Source organism: Agrobacterium sp. 22-226-1 (genome assembly GCF_053522345.1).
The window spans coordinates 37,673-59,747 of the sequence record NZ_JBNWCP010000005.1; the positions used below are offsets into that span (position 1 = coordinate 37,673).

At 60.0% G+C, this 22,075-nt stretch carries 18 protein-coding genes; 10 read left to right on the forward strand and 8 right to left on the reverse strand.

What is annotated here, in order from left to right; translation table 11 throughout:
* Positions 1-4: 4 nt before the first annotated feature.
* Positions 5-1,345, reverse strand: coding sequence for a nucleotide sugar dehydrogenase (locus ACQZ5K_RS10400; protein WP_448740298.1), 1,341 nt, complete (start codon positions 1,343-1,345; stop codon positions 5-7).
* A gap of 127 nt (positions 1,346-1,472) precedes the next feature.
* Between ACQZ5K_RS10400 and ACQZ5K_RS10405 the strand changes: the two genes are divergently transcribed.
* Positions 1,473-2,570 carry a glycosyltransferase family 4 protein gene (locus ACQZ5K_RS10405; RefSeq protein ID WP_448740299.1) on the forward strand — a complete coding sequence of 366 codons (1,098 nt, stop codon included), beginning with the start codon at positions 1,473-1,475 and terminating at the stop codon, positions 2,568-2,570.
* Positions 2,567-3,310 (forward strand): polysaccharide deacetylase family protein, encoded by a 744-nt coding sequence (locus tag ACQZ5K_RS10410; RefSeq protein WP_448740300.1) that lies wholly within the window; start codon positions 2,567-2,569, stop codon positions 3,308-3,310. The genes ACQZ5K_RS10405 and ACQZ5K_RS10410 overlap by 4 nt, the downstream gene beginning before the upstream one ends.
* On the opposite strand, the gene ACQZ5K_RS10415 is transcribed toward ACQZ5K_RS10410, so the two are convergent.
* Positions 3,302-4,264: a glycosyltransferase family 32 protein gene (locus ACQZ5K_RS10415; RefSeq protein ID WP_448740301.1), complete on the reverse strand. Its 963-nt coding sequence runs from the start codon at positions 4,262-4,264 to the stop codon at positions 3,302-3,304. The genes ACQZ5K_RS10410 and ACQZ5K_RS10415 overlap by 9 nt on opposite strands.
* 211 nt (positions 4,265-4,475) lie before the next feature.
* Here ACQZ5K_RS10415 and ACQZ5K_RS10420 point away from each other — a divergent pair, with 211 nt between their 5' ends.
* The 7 genes from ACQZ5K_RS10420 to ACQZ5K_RS10450 all read left to right on the forward strand — a co-directional run bounded on the left by ACQZ5K_RS10420 (position 4,476) and on the right by ACQZ5K_RS10450 (position 14,158).
* Positions 4,476-6,368 (forward strand): ABC transporter ATP-binding protein, encoded by a 1,893-nt coding sequence (locus ACQZ5K_RS10420; protein WP_448740302.1) that lies wholly within the window; start codon positions 4,476-4,478, stop codon positions 6,366-6,368.
* Complete coding sequence (locus ACQZ5K_RS10425) at positions 6,365-8,266, forward strand: ABC transporter substrate-binding protein (RefSeq protein WP_196378265.1); 1,902 nt, start codon at positions 6,365-6,367, stop codon at positions 8,264-8,266. The genes ACQZ5K_RS10420 and ACQZ5K_RS10425 overlap by 4 nt, the downstream gene beginning before the upstream one ends.
* A gap of 1 nt (position 8,267) precedes the next feature.
* Complete coding sequence (locus ACQZ5K_RS10430) at positions 8,268-9,266, forward strand: ABC transporter permease (protein ID WP_003521288.1); 999 nt, start codon at positions 8,268-8,270, stop codon at positions 9,264-9,266.
* Positions 9,263-10,438: an ABC transporter permease gene (locus ACQZ5K_RS10435; RefSeq protein WP_448740303.1), complete on the forward strand. Its 1,176-nt coding sequence runs from the start codon at positions 9,263-9,265 to the stop codon at positions 10,436-10,438. Before ACQZ5K_RS10430 ends, ACQZ5K_RS10435 begins: the two co-directional genes overlap by 4 nt.
* 72 nt (positions 10,439-10,510) lie before the next feature.
* A complete protein-coding gene (locus tag ACQZ5K_RS10440) occupies positions 10,511-11,719 on the forward strand; it encodes a glycosyltransferase family protein (RefSeq protein WP_080853049.1) in 1,209 nt (402 codons plus the stop codon).
* A gap of 43 nt (positions 11,720-11,762) precedes the next feature.
* Positions 11,763-13,010 carry a glycosyltransferase gene (locus ACQZ5K_RS10445; RefSeq protein WP_448740304.1) on the forward strand — a complete coding sequence of 416 codons (1,248 nt, stop codon included), beginning with the start codon at positions 11,763-11,765 and terminating at the stop codon, positions 13,008-13,010.
* Complete coding sequence (locus tag ACQZ5K_RS10450; RefSeq protein ID WP_448740305.1) at positions 13,007-14,158, forward strand: glycosyltransferase family protein; 1,152 nt, start codon at positions 13,007-13,009, stop codon at positions 14,156-14,158. The genes ACQZ5K_RS10445 and ACQZ5K_RS10450 overlap by 4 nt, the downstream gene beginning before the upstream one ends.
* On the opposite strand, the gene ACQZ5K_RS10455 is transcribed toward ACQZ5K_RS10450, so the two are convergent.
* The 6 genes from ACQZ5K_RS10455 to ACQZ5K_RS10480 all read right to left on the reverse strand — a co-directional run bounded on the left by ACQZ5K_RS10455 (position 14,124) and on the right by ACQZ5K_RS10480 (position 21,295).
* Positions 14,124-14,864, reverse strand: coding sequence for a copper homeostasis protein CutC (locus ACQZ5K_RS10455; protein WP_448740306.1), 741 nt, complete (start codon positions 14,862-14,864; stop codon positions 14,124-14,126). The genes ACQZ5K_RS10450 and ACQZ5K_RS10455 overlap by 35 nt on opposite strands.
* A gap of 26 nt (positions 14,865-14,890) precedes the next feature.
* The gene (locus ACQZ5K_RS10460; RefSeq protein ID WP_448740307.1) at positions 14,891-16,096 is read right to left on the reverse strand and encodes an MFS transporter; all 1,206 of its coding nucleotides are present in this window, start codon (positions 16,094-16,096) and stop codon (positions 14,891-14,893) included.
* Positions 16,097-16,158: 62 nt separating this feature from the next.
* Complete coding sequence (locus ACQZ5K_RS10465) at positions 16,159-17,592, reverse strand: M81 family metallopeptidase (protein ID WP_448740308.1); 1,434 nt, start codon at positions 17,590-17,592, stop codon at positions 16,159-16,161.
* A 10-nt stretch (positions 17,593-17,602) separates the two neighbouring features.
* Positions 17,603-19,522, reverse strand: coding sequence for a beta-N-acetylhexosaminidase (locus ACQZ5K_RS10470; protein WP_448740309.1), 1,920 nt, complete (start codon positions 19,520-19,522; stop codon positions 17,603-17,605).
* Between the two features lie 44 nt (positions 19,523-19,566).
* The gene (locus ACQZ5K_RS10475) at positions 19,567-20,349 is read right to left on the reverse strand and encodes an SDR family oxidoreductase (protein WP_448740310.1); all 783 of its coding nucleotides are present in this window, start codon (positions 20,347-20,349) and stop codon (positions 19,567-19,569) included.
* Between the two features lie 82 nt (positions 20,350-20,431).
* Positions 20,432-21,295, reverse strand: a complete 864-nt coding sequence (locus tag ACQZ5K_RS10480) for a MurR/RpiR family transcriptional regulator (protein ID WP_448740311.1) — start codon at positions 21,293-21,295, stop codon at positions 20,432-20,434.
* 243 nt (positions 21,296-21,538) lie between these two features.
* On the opposite strand from ACQZ5K_RS10480, the gene ACQZ5K_RS10485 reads away from it, so the two are divergent.
* Complete coding sequence (locus ACQZ5K_RS10485) at positions 21,539-22,024, forward strand: hypothetical protein (RefSeq protein ID WP_003521277.1); 486 nt, start codon at positions 21,539-21,541, stop codon at positions 22,022-22,024.
* The last annotated feature ends 51 nt before the right edge of the window (positions 22,025-22,075 follow it).

Below are 22,075 nucleotides of genomic sequence, written 5' to 3' on the forward strand. Positions count from 1 at the left end.
GTTATCAGGCCTTGATGATGTGTTTTGCGGCTATATCCCGACGCGCGAAAACATTGCGCGTGTCGATGATAAGCGGCGCCCATTCGCTTAGAGCGGCATAATCCACATTGTCATGATCGGTCGCAACGAGAACGGCGTCGAAGGCGCCAATCGTCTGCCTGTCCCACGGCACGGATTTCATGCCCATCAGGTGGCTATATTCCCGGGTTTTCGGGATTTCGGCCACGTGGGGATCGAAATAGGCCGCATCGCCGCCACGCTCCTGAATAAGCTCGATGAGCTTCAGCGAGGGGCTTTCGCGAATATCCGGCACATTCTTTTTATAGGCGAGGCCGACGACCAGCACCTTCGAGCGGCTGAGCGCCTTGCCGGAATGAATATCGAGCGCCTCTGCGACCCGCCCGATGACGTGACGCGGCATGCCGGTATTGATCTCGCCGGCCAGTTCGATGAACCGCGTCGGCAATTCATATTCGCGTGATTTCCAGGTGAGGTAGAAAGGGTCGATCGGTATGCAATGGCCGCCAAGGCCCGGGCCGGGATAAAACGGCATGAAACCGAACGGCTTGGTCTTCGCCGCGTCGATCACTTCCCAGATGTCGATACCCATCGCCTCGTAGACGACCTTGAGTTCGTTGACGAGCGCGATATTGACGGCACGGAAGACGTTTTCGGTGATTTTGACCGCCTCGGCCGTGGCATTTGTCGAGACGGGGACGATCTTTTTGACCACCGAACCGTAAAATGCCGCCATCAGCTTTCCGGCCGCCTCGCCATCGCCGGCGACAACCTTGGGAATGGTCGAGGTTTCGAAATCGCGATTGCCGGGATCTTCCCGTTCGGGTGAAAAGCCGATGAAGAAATCGACGCCGGAGACGAGCCCCGTGCTTTCCAGGATGGTCTTCACCACCCCGTCAGTCGTGCCGGGATAGGTGGTCGATTCCAGAACCACGAGCTGTCCCTTGCGCAGATGGGCGGCAATATCGCGGCAGGTCTTTTCGACATAGGAAAGGTCCGGCTCGCGATATTTCGTAAGGGGTGTGGGCACGCAGATGGCAATGACATCGCATTCGGCCAGCCTGGAGAAATCCGAGGTGGCGACAAAGCCGTCATCCTGCCTCACACTTGCCAGCACCTCGTCCGAAACGGCCTCGATATAGCTGCGTCCGGCCTCGATCGCGGTAATTTTACCGGGATCGATATCGAAACCGACAACCTCGAAACCGCCCCTGGCGATCGTCATGGCAAGCGGCAGACCGACATAGCCGAGGCCGATCACCCCCGCTTTGGCGCTTCTGTTTTCAATGCTGGAAAGCAGGTTCCGGGAAATGTCTGGGGAAGTCAAAGCGTGTCACGCTCCGCGCATGTGCAAAAGATGCCTTTCAGTTGGGCAAGAATGACGGACCTGTCAAGGCTCGGCCCTTTCAAATTCCGGTTGACGCCCTAGCCACCGCCAACGCACAACCGTCGCCATGAAGATCGCCTTTTATGCGCCGCTCAAATCTCCCAACCATCCCGTTCCCTCCGGCGACCGGCTGATGGCCCGCCTGCTGATGCAGGCGATGACGATGGGCGGCCACGAGGTTTCAGTCGCTTCAGAACTACGCAGCTTCCTGAAACAGCCGGATGAACCCGCGCGGACTTCGCTTGCCGAAACGGCTGAGCGCGAAATCGAGACCATCACGCGGCGCTGGCAGCTGGAGGGCGCACCGGACCTCTGGTTTTGTTATCACCTCTATTACAAGGCCCTCGATTTGCTTGGGCCGGAATTGGCCAGACGTTTCGATATTCCCTACGTCACCGCCGAGGCATCCTATTCGCCCAAGCGCAACGGGATGGGCTGGCAGGTGGTTCAAGACCGGTTGCTGGCCGCATTGAATGTCGCATCGATCAATATCTGCCTCACTGCGCGGGATCGCGAGGGGCTTGTGCGGGCCTCGCCCGCCCTTCGATGGGCCATGTTGCCGCCCTTTATCGATGCCGAGGCCTTTCTCAAAAACACTCCCAATCCGACCCCGGCAAAGCTGATTGCCGTCGCCATGATGCGGGCGGGTGACAAGCTCGACAGCTATCGCGCCCTTGCCGAAGCGCTCGCCCTTTTGCCGCAGGATATCAACTGGATGCTGGATATCGTCGGCGATGGGCCGGAACGCGCGGCCGTACAAGCCATGTTCAGCGCTTTTCCGGATCAGCGCCTTGTCTGGCACGGGGAAAAAACCGCGTCCGAGATCGCCATGCTTCTTTCGAAAGCGTCGCTCTACGTCTGGCCGGGCCATGGCGAGGCCTATGGGCTTGCCTATCTCGAAGCGCAGGCCGCCGGCCTACCCGTCGTGGCCGAAAAGGTGGCGGGCGTTCCCGAAGTGGTAAAATCCGGCACCACAGGATTACTGACACCGGAGAATGATACAGCCGCCTATGCCGACGCGATTAAAACCCTGATCGGTGATGACAACAGGCGTGAAGAACTGGCAAGGGCGGCCCGGCAATTCGTCAGGAACGAACGGTCTTTGGAAAACGCCGCAAAAGAGCTGAACCATATCCTGCTGCAAGCAAAGGCGCGAAGATCATGAGTCTGGAAACACTCGTTGCGGCACTGGACGAATGTGAGCGGCGCGGCATAAAGGCCGATCTCTGGCTCAGGGACGACGATGCGGTGGAGCCGACGCCCGCGCTCGACACGTTGCTCGATCTTTGCGGCGGCTTTTCCGCTCCGGTCACGCTCGCGGTCATCCCCGAGATGACGACCGATAAGCTCGCACGGCATCTGGATGTGTCGGACATTGCCCAGGTCGCCGTGCATGGCTGGTCCCATACGAATTATGCCAGCGAGAAGGAAAAGAAACAGGAACTCGGATCGCATCGCGATCCGGCTGTCGTTCTCGATGAATTGCAATCCGGACTGGATAAACTCCACGACCTGCATGGCGGGCGTCTGGTGCCGATGCTCGTGCCGCCGTGGAACCGCATAGATGCCGGTATCGTGAAGGCACTGGCGGGCCTCGGATATCGCGCCCTATCCGTTTTCGGCCCGGAGAAAAGCACCCTGCCGCCCTGCCTGAACACCCATGTCGATGTGATCGACTGGCACGGCACCCGCGGTGGCCGTGACCAAGACGTGCTTTTCGCGGAGACCGCCGCCCGCATCCTGACGACCGCCGGAAACGGCGGCACGACCGGCATCCTCACCCACCATCTCGTCCATGACGACAATGTCTGGCGCTTTCTGCGGCGGCTTTTCGAGGTAACCACCGATCATCCCGCGGCCCGCTGGCGTTCTTCGAAAGACCTTGTCGACGAAATCTCACCATGATTTCCAGGCGATCAGCAACCCGCTCGCCTCAGTGGAAAGTTTGCGCCTGACCGCTTCCACCGTCTCAAAGGGCGCGCGGTCGGGAAGGGACGCGGCAACGAACCCCGCCGGCGCAAGGCTGATACTTCCCGCCCGGGCGATGATGGTGAAGATCAAGGGGCCGGTCGACCACCAGGCGGGTGCGCGAGGCATGTCTTCGATAATCCCGGGAAAGGCTTCCAGCATCCTGCTGAAAACCGGATGTCCGGCAGGCGCGGCGATGAAGGAATTGGCAAGCAGCATGCTGCCCTGCCCCGTGTCCCGCGGCGTTTTTTCGTCAAACACCGTCAGCCCCGCCAGAGGCAGGAATGTATCGAAACTTACATCGTCCCGCGCCGGATACCAGTCGCAATCGAGATAGATACCGCCAAATCGCTCCAGCAGCATATAACGGGCCACATCCACGGCGCCCGGATAATCGCCCTTGTCCAGCATGGTTTTGAAGACACCGTTCGAAAACACGCCTTCCCGCTCAAGATCGGCCTCCCGCCAGAGCCGATAGTCGTAACCATGGTTCGAAGCGTGGGCGGCCCATGCCTCAACCGAGACCGGCGGGGCTTTTTCCCCGATCCATATCTGGTGGATGAGCCTTGGCACATCTTCACGGCTTTTGACGCTCATCGTGCGACGTTCTTCCGTGGAAAATCGCGCATATTTCTCCAGCACCTGCGGGGGTGGAACAAGCGTATATTGATAACCGATCTTGGCGACCATATCGCCTTCGGCCTTGGCGAGGCGCAGCCGTGCCGCATGCAGCCGGCGCGGCAGGCCGAGCACTGTTTGCTCCCCCATCAGGTGGCCGTCCTTTGCTGCAACCAGCGATAAGAGAAGCGCATTGGCTTCCGCATACTGGCCGCCATTTTGCAACTGCCGGGCCTTATCCAGCTGGGCATCGTAAAATTTCTTGTCGGACATGGATCCTCATCCAGAAACGCTCGTTAACATATCGCCAAACAAAAGGCGTCAGGCAAGCCGTCGTGTTTCGGAAGCCGGCTTTGAATTCGCTAAACAATTCGATGTTTCAGAGGCATAGACAGACAACAAACCCTGCGATAACGTGGATTTAAGCCCTCCTGAGCAAATTGTCACAAGGCAACGATAAAGAGACGGCAAGGAACCCTTTGGCATGAGCGCAGGCGCAGATTTGCTCCGTATTGAAAATCTGCGGGTCTCGTTTTCTCTCATGGGCGGCACCATCGATGCCGTCAGGGGCGCGAGCCTTCGTATTCTTCCGGGAAAAGTCACTGCTCTCGTCGGCGAGTCCGGCTCCGGAAAATCCGTCATCGGCCAGACCATCATGGGCATCCATCCCAAGACGGCCCGTGTGAATGGCCGCGTGCTGTTCACCGATCCGGAAAATGCCGCAGCCGGCCCTGTCGATCTGCTGCAATTGCCGAAGGACGGCCGGGAAATCCGTTCGATACGCGGAAATCGCATCGGCCTGATTTTTCAGGAGCCGATGACGTCTTTCTCGCCGCTGCACACCATCGGCAACCAGATCGACGAGGCGCTCAGGATTCACAGCATCCTGTCACCGGCCGAACGTGCGGAAAAAATGCATGAAACGCTCGACCTCGTGGGGTTTTCCAAACCCAAGAAGGTCGTGAACATGTATCCCTTCGAGCTGTCGGGCGGCATGCGCCAGCGCGCCATGATCGCCATGGCGCTGATCTGTCGTCCCGCACTTCTGATCGCCGACGAGCCGACGACGGCGCTGGATGTGACCATACAGGCGCAGATCCTCAAGCTTCTGCGCGATCTGCAGAGCCGTCTGAACATGAGCATGCTGCTCATCACCCACGATCTCGGCGTGGTAGCCAATATCGCCGACGAGGTCGCGGTGATCTATCAGGGCGAGATCATGGAGGCCGGTACGGTCGACGAGATTTTCAAGTCGCCGAGCCACCCCTACCTCAAGGGCCTGATGGCCGCCGTGCCGCATTTCGACATGAAGCCCGGCGAAAGGCTGAAGGCGCTTCGCGAAATCAACATTGACCACGAAAGCCTCGTCGGCAAAAAAAACGCCGCGGTGAACAAGACCCCCGGCCCGCTTCTGACCGTGGACAATATCAGCAAGACGTTCACGACCCGGAAGTCCAGCTGGTTCCGCAAAGGCGACGCCAATGCCACCAAGGCGGTCAACAGCGTCAGTTTTGAAATTCGCCGCGGAGAATGCCTCGGGCTGGTGGGCGAAAGCGGCAGCGGCAAAACCACCGTCAGCAAAATCCTCATGCGCGCCGTTCGCCCGGATGAAGGCTCGGTGACCTTTCACCGGCCTGAGGGCGACATCGACGTCCTCAATGCCAGGGACGGAGACCTGAAAGAGCTGCGGTCGAAGATACAGATGGTCTTCCAGGACCCGATATCGTCTCTGTCTCCACGCATGACCGTGGGCAACATCCTGAGCGAGCCGCTGGAAATCCACGGACGGGGGGATGCGAAATACCGCGCGGAGAAAGTCCGGGGTCTCGTCAGGGCCATCGGCCTGGGCGAAAGCGCGCTGAACCGCTACCCCCATAGTTTCTCCGGCGGCCAGAGGCAACGCATCGGCATTGCCCGCGCCTTGGCACTCGGCCCCGAATTGTTGATCTGCGATGAGCCGGTCTCCGCCCTCGATGTCTCGGTGCAGGCGCAAATTCTCAATCTGCTGAAGGATTTGCAGCAGGATCTCGGGCTCACCTATCTCTTTATCTCCCACAATCTCGCAGTGGTGGACTATATGGCCGACCGCGTGGCCGTGATGTGCGAAGGCCGCATCGTGGAGCTGGCGCCGCGCGAAATCCTGATGCGCTCTCCGGTTCATCCCTATACGAAATCCCTGCTGGCGGCCGTGCCTTTCCCCGATCTCGACCGTCCGCTCGATTTCCGCACCATCGGCAAGATCAGCGCGACGGGCAAATTCGACTGGGGCAAACAGTTCCGCGACGAGGGTGATGGCGACATGATTTCCGCCGATCTCGGCGAAGGCCATTTCGTGCTTGCAAACGGCAATGCCGATATCTGGGAGCTTCGCCCTTGATCACGCGTCGCACCACCCTTGCCCTCTTGGCCTCCGTCTTCCTGCCGGCCTATGCGCGGGCCGGCTATACCGACCCCGCCTATTTCAAGGAAAAACGGGAAAAGGGTGAATTGCCCGACGTGGCCGAACGCCTGCCGAAAAACCCGCGCGTCATCGACATGAAAGCGCTTGGCCGCGAGCCGGGAAAACATGGCGGCTCGGTGCGTATGCTCATTGGCGGCCAGCGCGACATTCGCCTGATGCCGATCAGCAGCTATGCCCGCCTTGTCGGCTATGACGAAAAATTCGAGCTTCATCCGGATATTCTCGAAAGCTACGACGTTCAGGAAGAACGCATCTTCACCTTCAAGCTGCGCGAAGGCCACAAATGGTCCGACGGCAGCGACTTCACCTCCGAGGATTTCCGCTATTTCTGGGAGGACGTCGCCCTCAACAGGGAAATCCACAAGGGCGGCCCGCCGATCGAACTTCTGGTCAACAGCAAGCCGCCGCTCATCGAAGTCATCGACCGGCTGACCGTGCGCTACACCTGGGACGGTCCGAACCCGGATTTTCTGGCGAAGCTCGCAGCGGCCTCACCGGCCCGGCTGTTCCTGCCCGCCGCCTATATGAAACAGTTCCACGTCAAATATCAGACGGCGGAAAAGCTCGCCAAGCTGATCAAGAAAAACAAGACGGATGACTGGAGCGGGCTGCATATCAAGATGTCGCGGCAGGTTCGTCCCGAAAATCCCGATCTGCCGACGCTGGATGCCTGGCGCAACACCACCGCGCCGCCGGCCGAACAATTCGTCTTCGAGCGTAACCCCTATTATCACCGGGTCGACGAAAACGGCCTGCAACTGCCCTATCTCGATCGTTTCCTGCTCAACGTCACTTCGTCCGACATCATCTCGGCCAAGACGGCGTCCGGCGATAGCGATCTGCAATATTTCGGCCTCGATTTCGCCGATTACACCTTTCTGAAGGATGCCGAAAAGCGTTTTCCCCTGAAGGTGAACCTCTACAAGCGCTCTCAGGGTTCGCGCATCGCGCTGCTGCCCAACCTCAATTGTGCCGACCCGGTCTGGCGCAGCGCTTTTCAGGACGTGCGCGTGCGCCGGGCGCTGTCGCTCGCAATAAACCGACACGAAATCAACATGGTCTGCTTTTACGGGCTGGCAAAGGAAAGCGCCGATACCGTTCTGCCGGAAAGCCCGCTTTACCGGCAGGAATTTGCGGACGCATGGAGCGCCTTCGACCGGGCGGCGGCCAACAGGCTGCTTGATGAAGCCGGTCTCGACAAGCGCGACAATGCCGGCCTTCGGCTCCTGCCGGATGGCCGCCCGGCCTATATCATCGTCGAAACGACAGGCGAAAGCACGCTTGAAACCGACGTGATGGAACTGGTGACGGATCACTGGCGACATATCGGCATTGCCGTTTCCGTCCGCCCCACCCAGCGCGATGTCTTCCGCAAGCGCGCCATGGGCGGCGAGGTGCTGATGTCGGTATGGATGGGCATGGATAACGGTGTGCCGACGCCGGACATGCTGCCTTCCGGCCTCGCCCCCACCGGCGACGACCAGCTGCAATGGCCGGTCTGGGGCGTGCACTATCTTTCCGGCGGCCGCGAGGGCAAGGAGCCAGATCTGCCGGAGGCGGCGCATCTGCTCGATCTCCTGAAAAAATGGCGCAGAAGCGTCACCGAACAGGAGCGCGAGGCCATCTGGCTGGAAATGCTGGGTATTTATACGCAGCAGGTGTTTTCCATCGGCATCGTCAACGGCGCGCTGCAACCCGTCGTTCACGTCAAACGCATGCGAAACGTGCCGGATAAGGCACTTTTCGGTTACGAGCCCACATCCTATCTCGGCGTCTATATGCCGGATAGCTTCTGGTATGACGGAGACGCCTGATATGCTGCGGTATATTTTAAAGCGCATCCTCGTCATGATCCCGACGCTGATCCTGATCTCGATGCTGGTTTTCACCATCATCGAGCTGCCGCCGGGCGATTATTTCGAAAGCTATGTCGCCGAGCTGCGCGCCATGGGCGAGACGGCGAACCTTGCCGAAATCGAGGAGCTGCGCGTCCGTTACGGTTTCGACCAGCCGGCACCGATCCGCTATTTCCGATGGGCGACAGGGATGCTGGTCGGCGATTTCGGTTATTCCTTCGAATATCAGCTGCCGGTCAGCGATGTGGTGGGAGACCGCCTGTGGCTGACGGTTCTGGTCTCCTTCGTCACCATCATCGTCACCTGGCTTATCGCCTTCCCGATCGGCATCTATTCCGCCACGCATAAATACAGCTGGGGCGATTACGGGCTCACCTTCCTCGGCCTGCTCGGCATCGCCATTCCCAACTTCATGCTAGCGCTGATCCTGATGTATTTCGCCAATATCTGGTTCGGCATCTCCATCGGCCATCTGATGGATCGGGAATATCTGAACCAGGCGATGAGCTGGGCGAAGTTCAAATCGATCCTCGAACATATCTGGATCCCCGTCCTCATCATCGGAACGGCGGGCACGGCCGGTATGATCCGCCGCCTGCGCGCCAACCTGCTTGATGAATTGCAGAAACAATATGTGGTCACCGCCCGCGCCAAGGGGCTGCACCCCTTCAAGGTGCTCACCAAATATCCGCTGCGCATGGCGCTGAATTTCTTCATCTCGGACATCGGCTCGATCCTGCCCGCCATCATCTCCGGCGCGGAAATCACCGCCGTCGTGCTGTCGCTCGAAACCACCGGTCCCATGCTCATCAGGGCGTTGCAGAGCCAGGATATGTATCTCGCCGGTTCGTTCCTGATGTTCCTCGCATTCCTGACGGTGATCGGCGTTCTGGTGTCGGATATCGCCCTTGCCATACTCGATCCGAGAATCCGCTTCGGAGGTGGTAACGTCAAATGACTTCATCCATTCCGAAACCCGGCGAAGCGCTGCCCCATTACGTCTCGACCGCGCCCTTCGACCCGTCGCTGATCGAACCCAACACATCCGGAATGGCGGCCTTCAGCAAGGCCTCGCAGCTCCGCCTCATGTGGTGGCAGTTCCGTCAGCACAAGATCGCGGTGTGGTCCGGCGCCTTTCTGGTGGTGCTTTATCTTTCGATCCTGATCAGCGAATTCCTCGCACCCTATAATCTCCACACCCGCAATATCGAGCATATCTACGCCCCGCCGCAGGCCATCCACCTGTTCAATGACGGAAAATTTGTCGGCCCCTTCGTTTATGGCCGGGAAATGACGCTCGACATGGACAATCTGAGACGGGTCTACCGGGATGTGCCGACGGATATCCAGCCGCTGCGTTTCTTCTGCAAGGGCGATACCTATCGCTTCTGGGGCATGTTCGAGGGCAGAACCCATCTCGTCTGCCCGTCGGAGGGCGGTGAATTGTTCCTGCTCGGCACGGATCGTCTCGGCCGTGACGTGCTGTCCCGCATCATCTATGGCGCACGCATTTCGCTGACCATCGGCCTTCTCGGCGTCGCCATGAGCTTCGTTCTCGGCATTGTGATCGGCGGTCTGGCGGGTTATCGCGGCGGCACATTCGATCTGATTGTCCAGCGTATCATCGAGGTCCTGCAATCCATCCCGAGCATTCCGCTGTGGCTGGCGCTTGCGGCGATCATGCCGGTGACCTGGAGCCCCATCCTCGTCTATCTTGGCATCACCATCATTCTCGGCATGCTGGACTGGACGGGCCTTGCACGCGCCGTGCGCTCGAAACTTCTGGCGCTTCGTGAAGAAGACTATGTTTTGTCTGCACAATTAATGGGTGCCAGCACGCCGCGCATCATCGGCAGGCACCTTATTCCCGGCTTCATGTCACACTTGATCGCATCGGCCACGCTGACGATCCCCGGCATGATTCTCGGCGAAACCGCGCTGAGCTTCCTCGGCCTCGGTCTCAGGCCACCGATCACAAGTTGGGGAATTCTGCTCACGGAGGCGCGCAGCGTCAGCGTCATTGCGCTATATCCATGGCTTCTCATCCCGACGATCCCGGTCGTTCTCGTCATTCTGGCCTTTAATTTCTTCGGCGACGGACTACGTGATGCTGCGGATCCCTTCAGATAAAATGGAACACCCTTTGATAAACTGCCCTTCCGCCATCGCCTTTTTTGTGAAAGGCAAAAAGAGGTGTGGCCCATGACCTCCCGTTTGAACGACGCGCGTATCCTGATGTACAGCCACGATTCCTTCGGGCTCGGGCATCTGCGGCGGTGTCGCACCATCGCGCATGCTCTGGTGGAGGATTATCGCGGCCTCAACGTCCTCATCATTTCTGGCGCGACGATTGCCGGCGCTTTCGATTACCGCGCCCGCGTCGATTTCGTGAAAATCCCGAGCGTCATCAAGCTCCGCAACGGCGAATATACGTCCATGGACAGGCACATCGATCTTCAGGAAACGCTGAAGATGCGCCGCTCCATCATCTACCACACCGCCGAAAGCTTCCAGCCGGATATCTTCATCGTCGACAAGGAACCCATGGGCCTGCGCGGCGAGGTGGAGGAAACGCTCGCCTATCTCAAGGGACAGGGCACCAAGCTCGTCATCGGCCTTCGCGATGTCATGGATGCGCCGCAGCTGCTCGAAGCGGAGTGGAAGCGCAACAATGTCATGACCAAGATCGGCCAGTTCTATGACCACGTCTGGATTTATGGCCCACCCGATTTCCACGATCCGCTGACAGGGCTCGACGTTCCGCACACCGTTCGCGACAAGATGGATTTCGTCGGTTTCCTGCAAAGATCCAAGACGCAGGCCGAGACCGTATCGCATCGGCCGGAAGGCGATTACCTTCTCGTCACCACCGGCGGTGGCGGCGATGGCAGCGAATTGATCGACGACGTCATCAACGCCTATCGCCATGACAGCGAACTGACGCACAAGGCGCTGGTGGTGCTCGGCCCCTATATGCCGGCGGATCAACGCCAGCGCTTCATGAGCAGCGTTGCCGATATTCCGCATATCGAAATCATCGAATTCGACAACCGCATGGAAGATCTCGTTGCCGGCGCGCAGGCCGTCGTTTCCATGGGCGGATACAACACCGTCTGCGAGATATTGTCCTTCGACAAACCCGCCCTCGTCGTGCCGCGCACGGTGCCGCGCGAAGAGCAGCTTATCCGCGCCAGCCGCGCCTCGGAGCTTGGCCTTTTCGACATGCTTCTGCCGGAAGATGCCGAAAACCCGGCAAAAATGGCGGCTGCTCTGAAAGCGCTGCCGAACCGCGCACCGCCTTCCGTCAATGCGCGCGGGTTGAAGCTGGACGGTCTGGAAAACATATCGCGCCGGATAGCCGAATGGCTGCCGCCCGAGGGTGACAAGGCGCCGATCACGCTGACCGCGTGACCGGTTCCCCGACAAACACCGCTTCAAAAGAGACACGCGCAACGTGACCGATACAAAAAAAATCGTGGTGCTCCTCAAGGGCTATCCGCGCCTGTCCGAGACTTTCATCGCCCAGGAACTTCTGGGACTGGAGAAGGCCGGGCTAAAACTCGAACTCATGTCGATGCGCCGGCCCACGGACAAGAAGCGCCACCCCGTTCACGATGAAATCCGCGCGCCCGTCACATATCTGCCGGAATATCTGCACGAGGAACCGCTGCGGGTTTTGAAGGCGCTTTGGGCCTGCCGCAGGAAGCCGGGCTTCACCAAGGCGCTCCGCCGCTTTTTCAGCGATCTGCCACATGATCTCAGCCGCAATCGCTTCCGCCGTTTCGGGCAGGCCGCCGTGCTAGCTCACGAATGGCCGGCGGATGCCGAATGGCTGCATGTCCATTTTATCCACACACCCGCCTCGGTCGCCGCCTATACCCACCTCATCACCGGCACGCCCTGGACGATTTCGGCCCACGCCAAGGACATCTGGACCTCGAACGACCGCGACCTTGCCGCCAAGCTGCAAAGCGCCCGCTGGGCCGTGACCTGCACTGCCGGCGGCTTTCAGCATCTGCAGACCCTTTCCGGGGACCGGCAGAATGTGCATCTGAGCTATCATGGCCTCGATCTCACCCGTTTCCCGCATTTCGAAACGCCACGACCGTCAAGGGACGGTTCAGATGCCGATGATCCGGTGAGGATTTTGAGCGTCGGCCGGGCCGTCAAGAAAAAGGGCATCGATATTCTCCTGCGCGCGCTCGCCTCGCTGCCGCAGGATATCCACTGGCGTTTCACCCATATCGGCGGCGGCGATGAACTGGCCTCCCTGAAGAAACTCGCTGACGAACTCGGCGTCGCCGACAGGATCGTCTGGACGGGCGCCATGGACCAGAAGCAGGTGCTGGAGAACTACCGGGAAGCGGACCTCTTCGCCCTTGCCTGCCGCATCACCAGCGATGGCGACCGCGACGGCCTGCCAAATGTGCTGGTCGAGGCCGCGAGCCAGGCGCTGACCTGCATCTCCACCAATATTTCCGGCATTCCGGAGTTCTTCGTCAGCGGTGAAAACGGCCTGCTGACGGAACCGGAAAATCCGGCCGCCTTCGCAGAGGCCCTGCGCACGGCCATAACCGATCCGCAATTGCGCCAGCGTCTTGGCAGCGCCGCCGAAAACCGTGTGCGCACCGCCTTCGACCATCGCACCAGCATTGTCGAGTTGAAGGCCCTATTCGAGGCCGAGTGGGAAAAAACGCCATGACCGATACGGAAAAACGCCCCTGCGTCTTCTTCTACGTCCAGCACCTTCTCGGCATCGGCCATATCGCCCGTGCCAGCCGCATTGCCAACGCCCTTCAGACTAACGGTTTCGATGTCGTGCTGGTCACGGGCGGCACCCCGGTTCCGGGCTTTCCGGGCGAGGGCATCCGCCATGTCGAATTGCCGCCCATCGCCGTCAGCGACGGCAGTTTTGCCGGCTTGGTCGACAGTTCCGGCAAACCGGTGGACGACGACTTCAAGAGGCTGAGAACCGATATGCTGATCGGCGCTTATCACGGCGCCAAACCCGATATCGTTATCATCGAGGCCTTCCCCTTCGGTCGCAGGCAGGTGCGTTTCGAATTGTTACCGCTTCTCGATGAGATAGAAGACAGCGAACCGCGCCCGCTCGTCATGGCGTCGCTGCGCGACATCTTGCAGGAAAAGACCAAACCGGGCCGGGACGAAGAGACCGTGTCGCTGGTGAAGAAACATTTCGATGCGGTGCTCGTCCATGGCGATCCGGATTTCGCCCGGCTGGAAGACACGTTTCCCCTCGCAGGCGAGATCAGCCAGCGCATCGTCTATACCGGCCTCGTCGCCCCCCTTCCGCCGCCGGAACCGGCGGAAAAATTCGATATCGTGGTTTCCGCAGGCGGCGGCGCCGTTGGGGCCGCACTTGTCCGAGCTGCTCTCGAGGCGGCCCCCCTGCTGGATGGCATCAAGAGCTGGTGCCTCGTGACCGGTCCCAACATGCCGCAGGCGGATTTCGATGCGATCTCGGCGCGGGCGGCGGGGAATGTGTCCGTCTTCCGTTTCCGCAAGGATTTCGCAAGTTTGCTCGCCGGCGCACGGCTTTCGATTTCACAGGCCGGTTACAACACCGTCTGCGATATTCTTCAGGCAAAATGCCGCTCGCTTCTGATCCCCTTCGCAGCCGGGGGCGAAACCGAACAGAGCGCCCGCGCCGAACGGCTGGCGCGGCTGGGGCTGGCGCATGTGCTGGAGGAAAAGGATATTTCAGCGCAAGCGATGGCCGATGCCATCAAGGCCGCATTGTCCCTGCCGGCGCCCGGTACGATCACGCTCGATCTCGATGGCGCGACCGGAACGGCTAGAGCGCTACGCCGTCTTTACAATGAGCGATGAGGATCGTCTTCAACTCGCGAACCGCCGCCTCATCGGTAACCTTGCGCCCTGCGCCGGTGAAACCGAGCTTCGCCACCCTGCTGTCGGGATCATAGGATGGAACGGCGGAACAGGATGCGTGGATTTCCGTGATCGGAAAGCGATCCAGCAAGGTCTGAACGCTCTGCGGACGCACGCCGGCACCGGGCATGATGACGATCCGGCCTGCCGCCATCTCGGACAGGTGGGCCAGAGCCTCAATCCCTTCAAGCGCCGAACGCGCCCCGCCTGAGGTGAGAATTCTTGGGAATCCCAATGCGATGGCGGCTTCCAGCGCCTCGTCCATGTCAGGCACGACATCGAAAGCCCGGTGCAGCGTCACATCCAGCCCATCCGCGTGACGACGCAACTCCTCGAGCAAGCCAATATCGAGCGAGCCATCGCCACGCGATGCACCGAGCACCACGCCGGAAAGGCCGGCGGCACGCGCCGCGTCGATATCGCGTTTCATCACATCCGCTTCGTCGCGCGTGAACACGAAATCACCGGCGCGCGGCCTGATCATGACGCTCACCGGCAACCCGCAGGATGCCGCGCGCTGCATGAAACCCCCCGATGGCGTCACACCGCCGCCCGAAAGCGCCGCGCAGAGCTCGATCCGATCGGCCCCGCCGCTGACCGCCGCTTCCAGACCGGCGACATCGTCCACACAAATCTCGAGAATCATCGTAACCTCTTTCATTTGAGTGGCCGTTACCTGCGGCGGCCCTTTCCATCAAGCGCGTAAAGCATATAAACGCCGCCGAGCCCTGAGATCGCCCCCAATATGGAGGTTCCCGAATAGCTGGAGACAAGGGTTCCAACGGCAAAAATCAACGCGCCCAGACCAGCGCCGAGGAAGATGTTGACGGCGATCAGCGAGCTTCCGAGTCCCGGCCGGTCCGCGATCAGTTCCTGCAGATAGGTAATTGGAATGCTGATGATCGCGGCGGCGCCCAGCGCACTGATGACCGTTTGGGCGTAGATATGCCACGGCGCTGAAGCAAGCCCCTGCAGAATGAGATAGATGGCGTAAAGCCCCGCTCCCGCCGCAAGTGTCAGCGTCTGCGGAACCTTCTTCTCGATCCAGCCCCACAGGAGAATGAAGACGATTTCCAGCGCAGCGACGATACCCGCAACAATGCCGATATCCGCCACCGTACCCTTGGCCTGTCCGGTTATGATGAGCGAGCGCACGGAATCGTTGAGATGCAGCATTGAGCAGATGAGCGCGATGGCGATGATCCGGAGCAGCACCCGCCGCGATCCGATTTCCGCAAGCGAGGCGCGCAGGCCGAACCGCGCTTCGGTATTTGCCGATGCCGGCGTGGCGGCGCGTGGCAGACAGAAGGCAACGAGCAGAAAGCAGACAAGCGCGCAGATGCCCGAAAACAGGAAAGCCATCAGCATATTGCCGGAATTCACCAGAAAAACACCGACAATGCCCGGCACCAGCACCCAGGAAAGAGAGATGGTTGCCCGCATGATCGAATTCACCGCGATCATCTCACCCGTCGAAAGGTTGCGCGCATCGGCGCGCACATGGGCGAAGATCAACGAATTCATCGCTCCGAAAATCGGCAGAAGCACAAGCTTCGCGGCAACGAAGGCGGTGGCGTTGCCGGCCAGATAGACCAGCAGATAACCGCTGACGCCAAAGAGCGCGATATAGAGCATTGGCTTGCGATATTCACCCAGCCTGTCTGCGACAATGCCCATCAACACGCTGGCGCTGACATTAATGACGGCGGCAAACAGCATCAACAGCGAATAGACGCTGTTGCTCAGCCCGATTTCGCGAATGCCGATGACCGCCTGATAGGGGGCGGTCGCCGCATTCGAAAACCCGAAGAACAGGATGGCGAGCGCCCCGATGCGGATCGACGGATTGTTGATGACGATGGAAAGAGCCGACGGCATGGATATTCGCCTGAGATGATCCGGCACCGCCGGATCGCTGGATAAAAGCTACCGAACCGCTGTCATCGCCAGCGGGCCGAAAGGATGGGCTGAGGGGTATAATCGAAATGCGGCTTCCATGGGTAAAAATCGCCGTCCCGGCGGCGATTGGGAAGATTTTCGATATCCTGATTGATGACCCCTTCCGTCAGCGCCATGAGGTTGGGATTGGCGATAGGCGCAAGCTCCGGTGAAAGATAACCGGACTTGACGACCAGCAGCCGCACCTCCTTTGGATTAAAGCCGAGACGCGTGAAATCGGAAATCATGTGATAGGGCCTGCGCCGCGCCGCCAGAATGACCTTGATGCCGCCGATGGCGACCACTGCCTGCCGCTGGTCAGCAGCACCGGGATCGTCCAGTTTCACAACACGGGCCTCGACGGTCACGGACGGGCTCTGCGGATCGAGACTGCCGCCGATCTTCAGGGAAAGCGCGGCACCTTCGCCGACCGCAAAACAGGCTTCGACCGCCGGCCTGTCGGTGATGCCGCCCAGCAGCGCACCCTGCCAGTTGCGCGCAATCAGCGCAGCCAGAACATCGGCACGATCGCCAACCCCGCCGCCGGTCGGGTTATCGCCGGAGTCGGCTAGGATGATCGGCCGCGTTGCCGTGTTTTCGGCGATATCCAGAATGACCTCGAGCGGCTCGGTCACGGGGCCGAAACGAAAATCCTGCCGGGCATTCCAGTAGGATTGCGCGATCTCGGTCGCGACCGCCTGTGCGGCCGCTTTGTCCGTTCCCGTCACGACGGCGCAGGCCGTCGCCCGGGGTTCGTCCGCCCAGACGTAGCCGATCATGAAATTCGCATCCCAAATGCCGGGCCGCGCATCGTGATCCGGCAGAACGGCATAAAGGCTTTTGGTGGGTTCGTCTTCCGTGGAGGTCTTCTCACCCGGCAGCAGAACGGGGATTTTCGCCCAAGCGACGCCAGGCTTTTCGCCCGTCTTCAGGGCCTTCAGCAGCATCGTCCACGCCCGCACCATCGTCTCGCGCACATCGATATGCGGCGCAGTTCGATAGCCGGCAAATATGTCAAGCTGATCGATGATCGTCTGGCTGACATTGCCGTGCAAGTCATAGCTCGCAGCGACCACGACATCCGGCCCGACGACGGCGCGGGCGCTTGAAATCCAGTCACCTTCCGCATCGTCCATGCCTTCGACATTCATCGCGCCATGCATGGCGAGATAAAGCCCGTCCAGCGGCAGGCAGGCCTTCAGGCGTTCGAGAAACTCCGCCTTGAACGTCTCATAGGCCACACGCGACACCGGGCCGCCCGGCACCGCCCGCGCATGCAGAAGCGGCAACACGTCCGCCCCGCCTTCACCGAGGAAATTGAAATATTCGGCCTCCAGCAGTTCCGCGCCGCGAAAGACGCGAAAGTCCTGCTCGCCCATCAGCACCGGCGAATAGGTGCTGCATTCGGTATGAATTCCACCCACGGCAATACGCATATCGCCTTCCTCAATAAACCGGGTTCAAGGGGACGATGGCCGCAAAACGCAGCCAGTCCTTTTGCGCCTTTGGCGTCCACGCCGCCTCGGCAATCGCCGGCAGACGGGGGAAAACCAGATGGTTGAAATAGGCACGATTGAGGAAATGTTCGGACCAGATGCAGGCCTGAACGCCCTTCATCCGCTCCTTCAACTCCTCGGGAAATTCGCCGACAGCCTCATAGGCATAAGTATGCGAAGGCGGAACGGTGCCGGCCCAGCTTGCGCCCGGCTCCTGCCATGCTTCATCCTGCACCATGTCGAGATAATAGGCCTGACCCGGCGTCATCACCACGTCATAGCCCTGCTTTGCAAGCTCAAGCCCGACTTCCGGCTTCTGCCACGCCATCAGCAACGTTCCGGCGGGATCAACGCCGCCGCCATGGGAAACCTCGTCCCAGCCGGCAAGCTGGCGACCGCGCTCATGCAGCATCCCCTGAATGCGCTTCATGAAATAGGACTGGATGCCAAAGGTGCCGTCGAGCCCTTCCTTTTCCATCAGCGCCTTGGCAAGCGGCGAGGCCAGCCACGACCCATCCGCAACCTCATCGCCGCCAATATGGATCAGCCGCGACGGGAACAGCTCCACCATCTCATCGAATATCTTGCCGAGGAATTCATAGGTCGGCTCGATGGCCGGGTTGAGCGCATTGTTCGGATATCCCTGCACAGAGCGGTAGCTGTCCGGCGCTTCCTGCCCATCCGTCAGCTCCGGATAGGCCACGAGAGCCGCCGTGCTGTGGCCCGGAATATCGACTTCCGGCACGATTTCGACGTTCAATGCCGCCGCATGCGCGACGACCATGCGCACCTCATCCTGCGTGTAATAGCCCGACACCGGCTCAGCCCCGTTACCGAGCTGCGGCAGAAGCGGCGCATCCGGACCGCGCGTGGCGCCAACGGTGGTCAGCAGCGGATAGGCCTTGATTTCGAGCCGCCATGCCTCGTCATCCGTCAGGTGCCAATGGAAGCGGTTCATGCGCAGCCATGCGAGAATATCGATAAGCCGCAGGACATCGCCTGTCGGATAGAATTGCCGGGAGACATCGAGATGGCAGCCGCGCCAGCTATAACGGGGCGCATCGCTGATGGTGCCGGAGGCCGGGAAGCGGAATTCGGGATCGATGCGCGCGCCATGCAGCAGCTGCGCCAGAACCGTCAGGCCATATTGCAGACCGGCAGCGGCCGAATATTCCACGACCACCGCTTCTTTTGAGAAAGTGAGGCGATAACCTTCCGCTTCCAGCCCGCTATGCCGCTTGAAACGAAGCGGTTTTCCCTCATGAACCGGCGCAAGGCTGAAGGGCACGTGCCCGACGGCAAAGAGCCTGCGGAACAGCGAAAGCACGGTTTCCACCGCAAGCACTTCTTCTGCACCCGCATCTTCCGCCGGGAAGAGCGCGACGGGAAAACCCTCGCCCGGTTCAGCGTCGATTTCAGCGGGCCAGGGCTGGATGGAAAAGGGCAGATCGAGCTTGCCTTCGGGAAGCAGCACCGGTGCCGGCTCGCTGTGACGCCCATCCAGCATCAGGTCACCGACATCGACGACGCGATGCGTTCCGTCGGCAAGGCTGACATAGGCGGATTTCGCGCCATCCGTGCGATGCCGGGCCGGTCGTAGCAGGCCATCGACGGTGAAGCGCCAGGATTTCCCCGGCTCGAGCATGAAGCCCGGCGGCGGTGCAAACTCATGGAAATTGGCGTTGCGGCGCAGATAAACGGCATTGTCGCAAGCGGGCTTGTCTACCGTCCGCGTCAACGACGTGTAGACGACGCGAAAATCCTTCAGCGGCTCGCGGGAAAGATTGACCAGAGTAAATGTAAAACCGCCCGAGGCGGAATCTTTGAGCGGATGCCAGGAATTTTCGAGACGATAATGTGCGAGCGCCATGATGCTCCCCTTTATTGCGCATTGAGCCCTCTGGAGGGCTTCGGTCAGTAATGTTCGGATTGCGAGAAGGTCCGGGCCAGCGGCGCCTGCCCCGCCGTCAGTCCGCAATCGACCGGCAGGCACACGCCGCTGATCGCCTCCGCCTGCGGGCCGGCCAGAAAGGCGACGGCGTTGGCCACATCTTCGGGCCTCACGATGCGTTGCAGCGGATACCAGTGCTTCGCCTCTTCGAAGACCTGAGGATTGGCGGCGGCCCGCGCCTCCCATGCCTGGGTGCGCACGGTGCCCGGCGCAACGGCGTTGGAACGGATGCCGAATTTGCCGTATTCGACGGCGATCAGCTTGGTCAGATGGATCAACCCGGCCTTTGCGGCGCTATAGGCCGGGTGGCCGAAGACCGCCATGCCGTTCACGGACGTGATATTGACCACCGACCCCTGGGTTCGCTTCAACGCCTCTTCGAAAGCCCTGAAGCAAAGAAACGGCGCTTCCAGATTAAGGGCATTGTCCCTGCGCCATATATCGGCGGTCGTGTCGTGCAGGCTGACCGCTCTTGCCGCGCCCGCATTGTTGACGAGGGTTACAACATCGCCCAGCTCCGCAACCTCGGCGGCCAGCCTAGCAAGGTCCTGCGGATCGGTGACATCGCAGGTTTTCGCAACGAAGCGGGAACTGGAAAGCAGGGATAGCGCGCTCGAAAGGGCGCCAGGGTCGATATCGACCAACACGACCTTTGCATGGTTTTCAGCGAGCGCCGTGGCAATTGCCCGGCCAATATCACCTGCCGCGCCGGTAACGACGGCGAGCTGGTCTTTCCTGTCCTTCATCTCCTACAACTCCCTTGAAGCTTTCCGACCCGCCATAAAGCGGGTCTCAGGCAAAGCAGCCTGTGTTTTTCGTCAGCCCGCCTCAGTCACCGAGCAATTGCTTGTCATCCGGGTCACGATGTTCCACGAGCTGCTGCTTGATATGACGCAACGTCGCCATCGATCGTTGCCGTTGATGATAGGCAGCAAGCGTCGCCAGAACATCGACGGCGGCCAGATAGGCGTAGCGCGATGAGGTGGGGCGGAAGATATTGTTTCCCTCGGGTACATTGACGGCCACCACCATGTCGGCAGCCGCGGCAACAGGCGTGTCGCTCTGGGTAAGCGCGATGGTGGTGACCCCCATTTCCCGCGCCAGCCTGAAACATTTCACCAGTTCCATGTTGCGGCCGGAAAAGGACGAACCGATGATGACATCTTCCTTGCGCGCCGCAGCCGTCATCATCAGCTGCATGCTGTGATCGGCGCTGGTCGAAACGCGCAAACCCAGGCGGAACAGCCGATTCTGAATTTCCGAAGCGATCATCGAGGAATTGCCGCCTGCGCCGAAGGCATAGATCATGCCGCTATTGGCAATCCTGATCGCCGCTTCATCGGCAAGGGCTGGATCGAGCGTCCTATGCAACAGGAAAAGCGCTTCCTGCGCCTTGGCGAGCACCTCTTCCGCCACATCCGAGGGACCGGTGCTGGAGGGTTCGGAGGTGAGGTATCGAATACCCACATAGGCCGTCTTGGCGAGGCTGACCTTGAAATCCGAAAAGCTCTGGCACCCCAGCCGACGGCAGAACCGCGTCACGGTCGGCGGCGACACTTCGGCGCGGGCCGCCAGCTCGATGATCGAGGCATTGACGGCGAATTCGAAGTCCGAAACCAGAATATCGGCAATCCGCCGCTCCGACTGCGAGAATTGTCCCCTGTCTTCCTGTATTTTTGCGAAAATATCCATGTTCACCGGTCTCCGTTCCGCCAAAACTTAAGGCTTGGCCCCGTTTCCGATGCACCCTAAGAAAGCGCGCCCGTCAACCGCATAGATCCATGAATCGAGGATGTTTCGTCTAGCTGACGACACCACGCACACCTTTGATTTGAAAATTATTTTCTCTGTTGATTGAGAGATGAGCATATGCCAACAATCAACACCAGAGAAATCTCCAAATCTTGAAAATAATTTCAATAATGGACCCAAACCATGCGTGATCCCTTCAAAAACCCCTTTCCCGAAACAGACATCGCCCGCCATTCCATCTGGGAGATGCTGGTAACGCGGGACATCGACGCTTTCCTTGCCGCCGACTGGTCGAAGGTCGCGGATGATTTCGTCGAGGACGGCTTTCTCGGCATCAACGCCAACCGGGATGCGAACCCGGACAATTGGCGCCTGTCGTTCCCTTCGCTCAGCGCCTATCGCGACGAGTGGCTGCGGCAGGCGCAGGATTTTCAAACCCAGCAATTCGCAGATAACCCGCGCGATGCGATCTTTGCGACCACCACGCTGGAAGAAATCGAAGTGGAAGGTGAGACCGCGCTGGTGCGCAAAAAGTTCGACGGTGGGCTTCGCAAGGCCGATGGCAGCTTCGACGTCATGAAATGGCAGACGCTCTATTATTGCCGGCTGCATCAGGGACGCTGGAAGATCAGCGGTTTCACCGGCTACATGCCCAACCCCATGCCGTGATCCGGCGGACATCTGGAAAAGCTTCGCACGCCGGGCCGAAAGCCCGGCGTT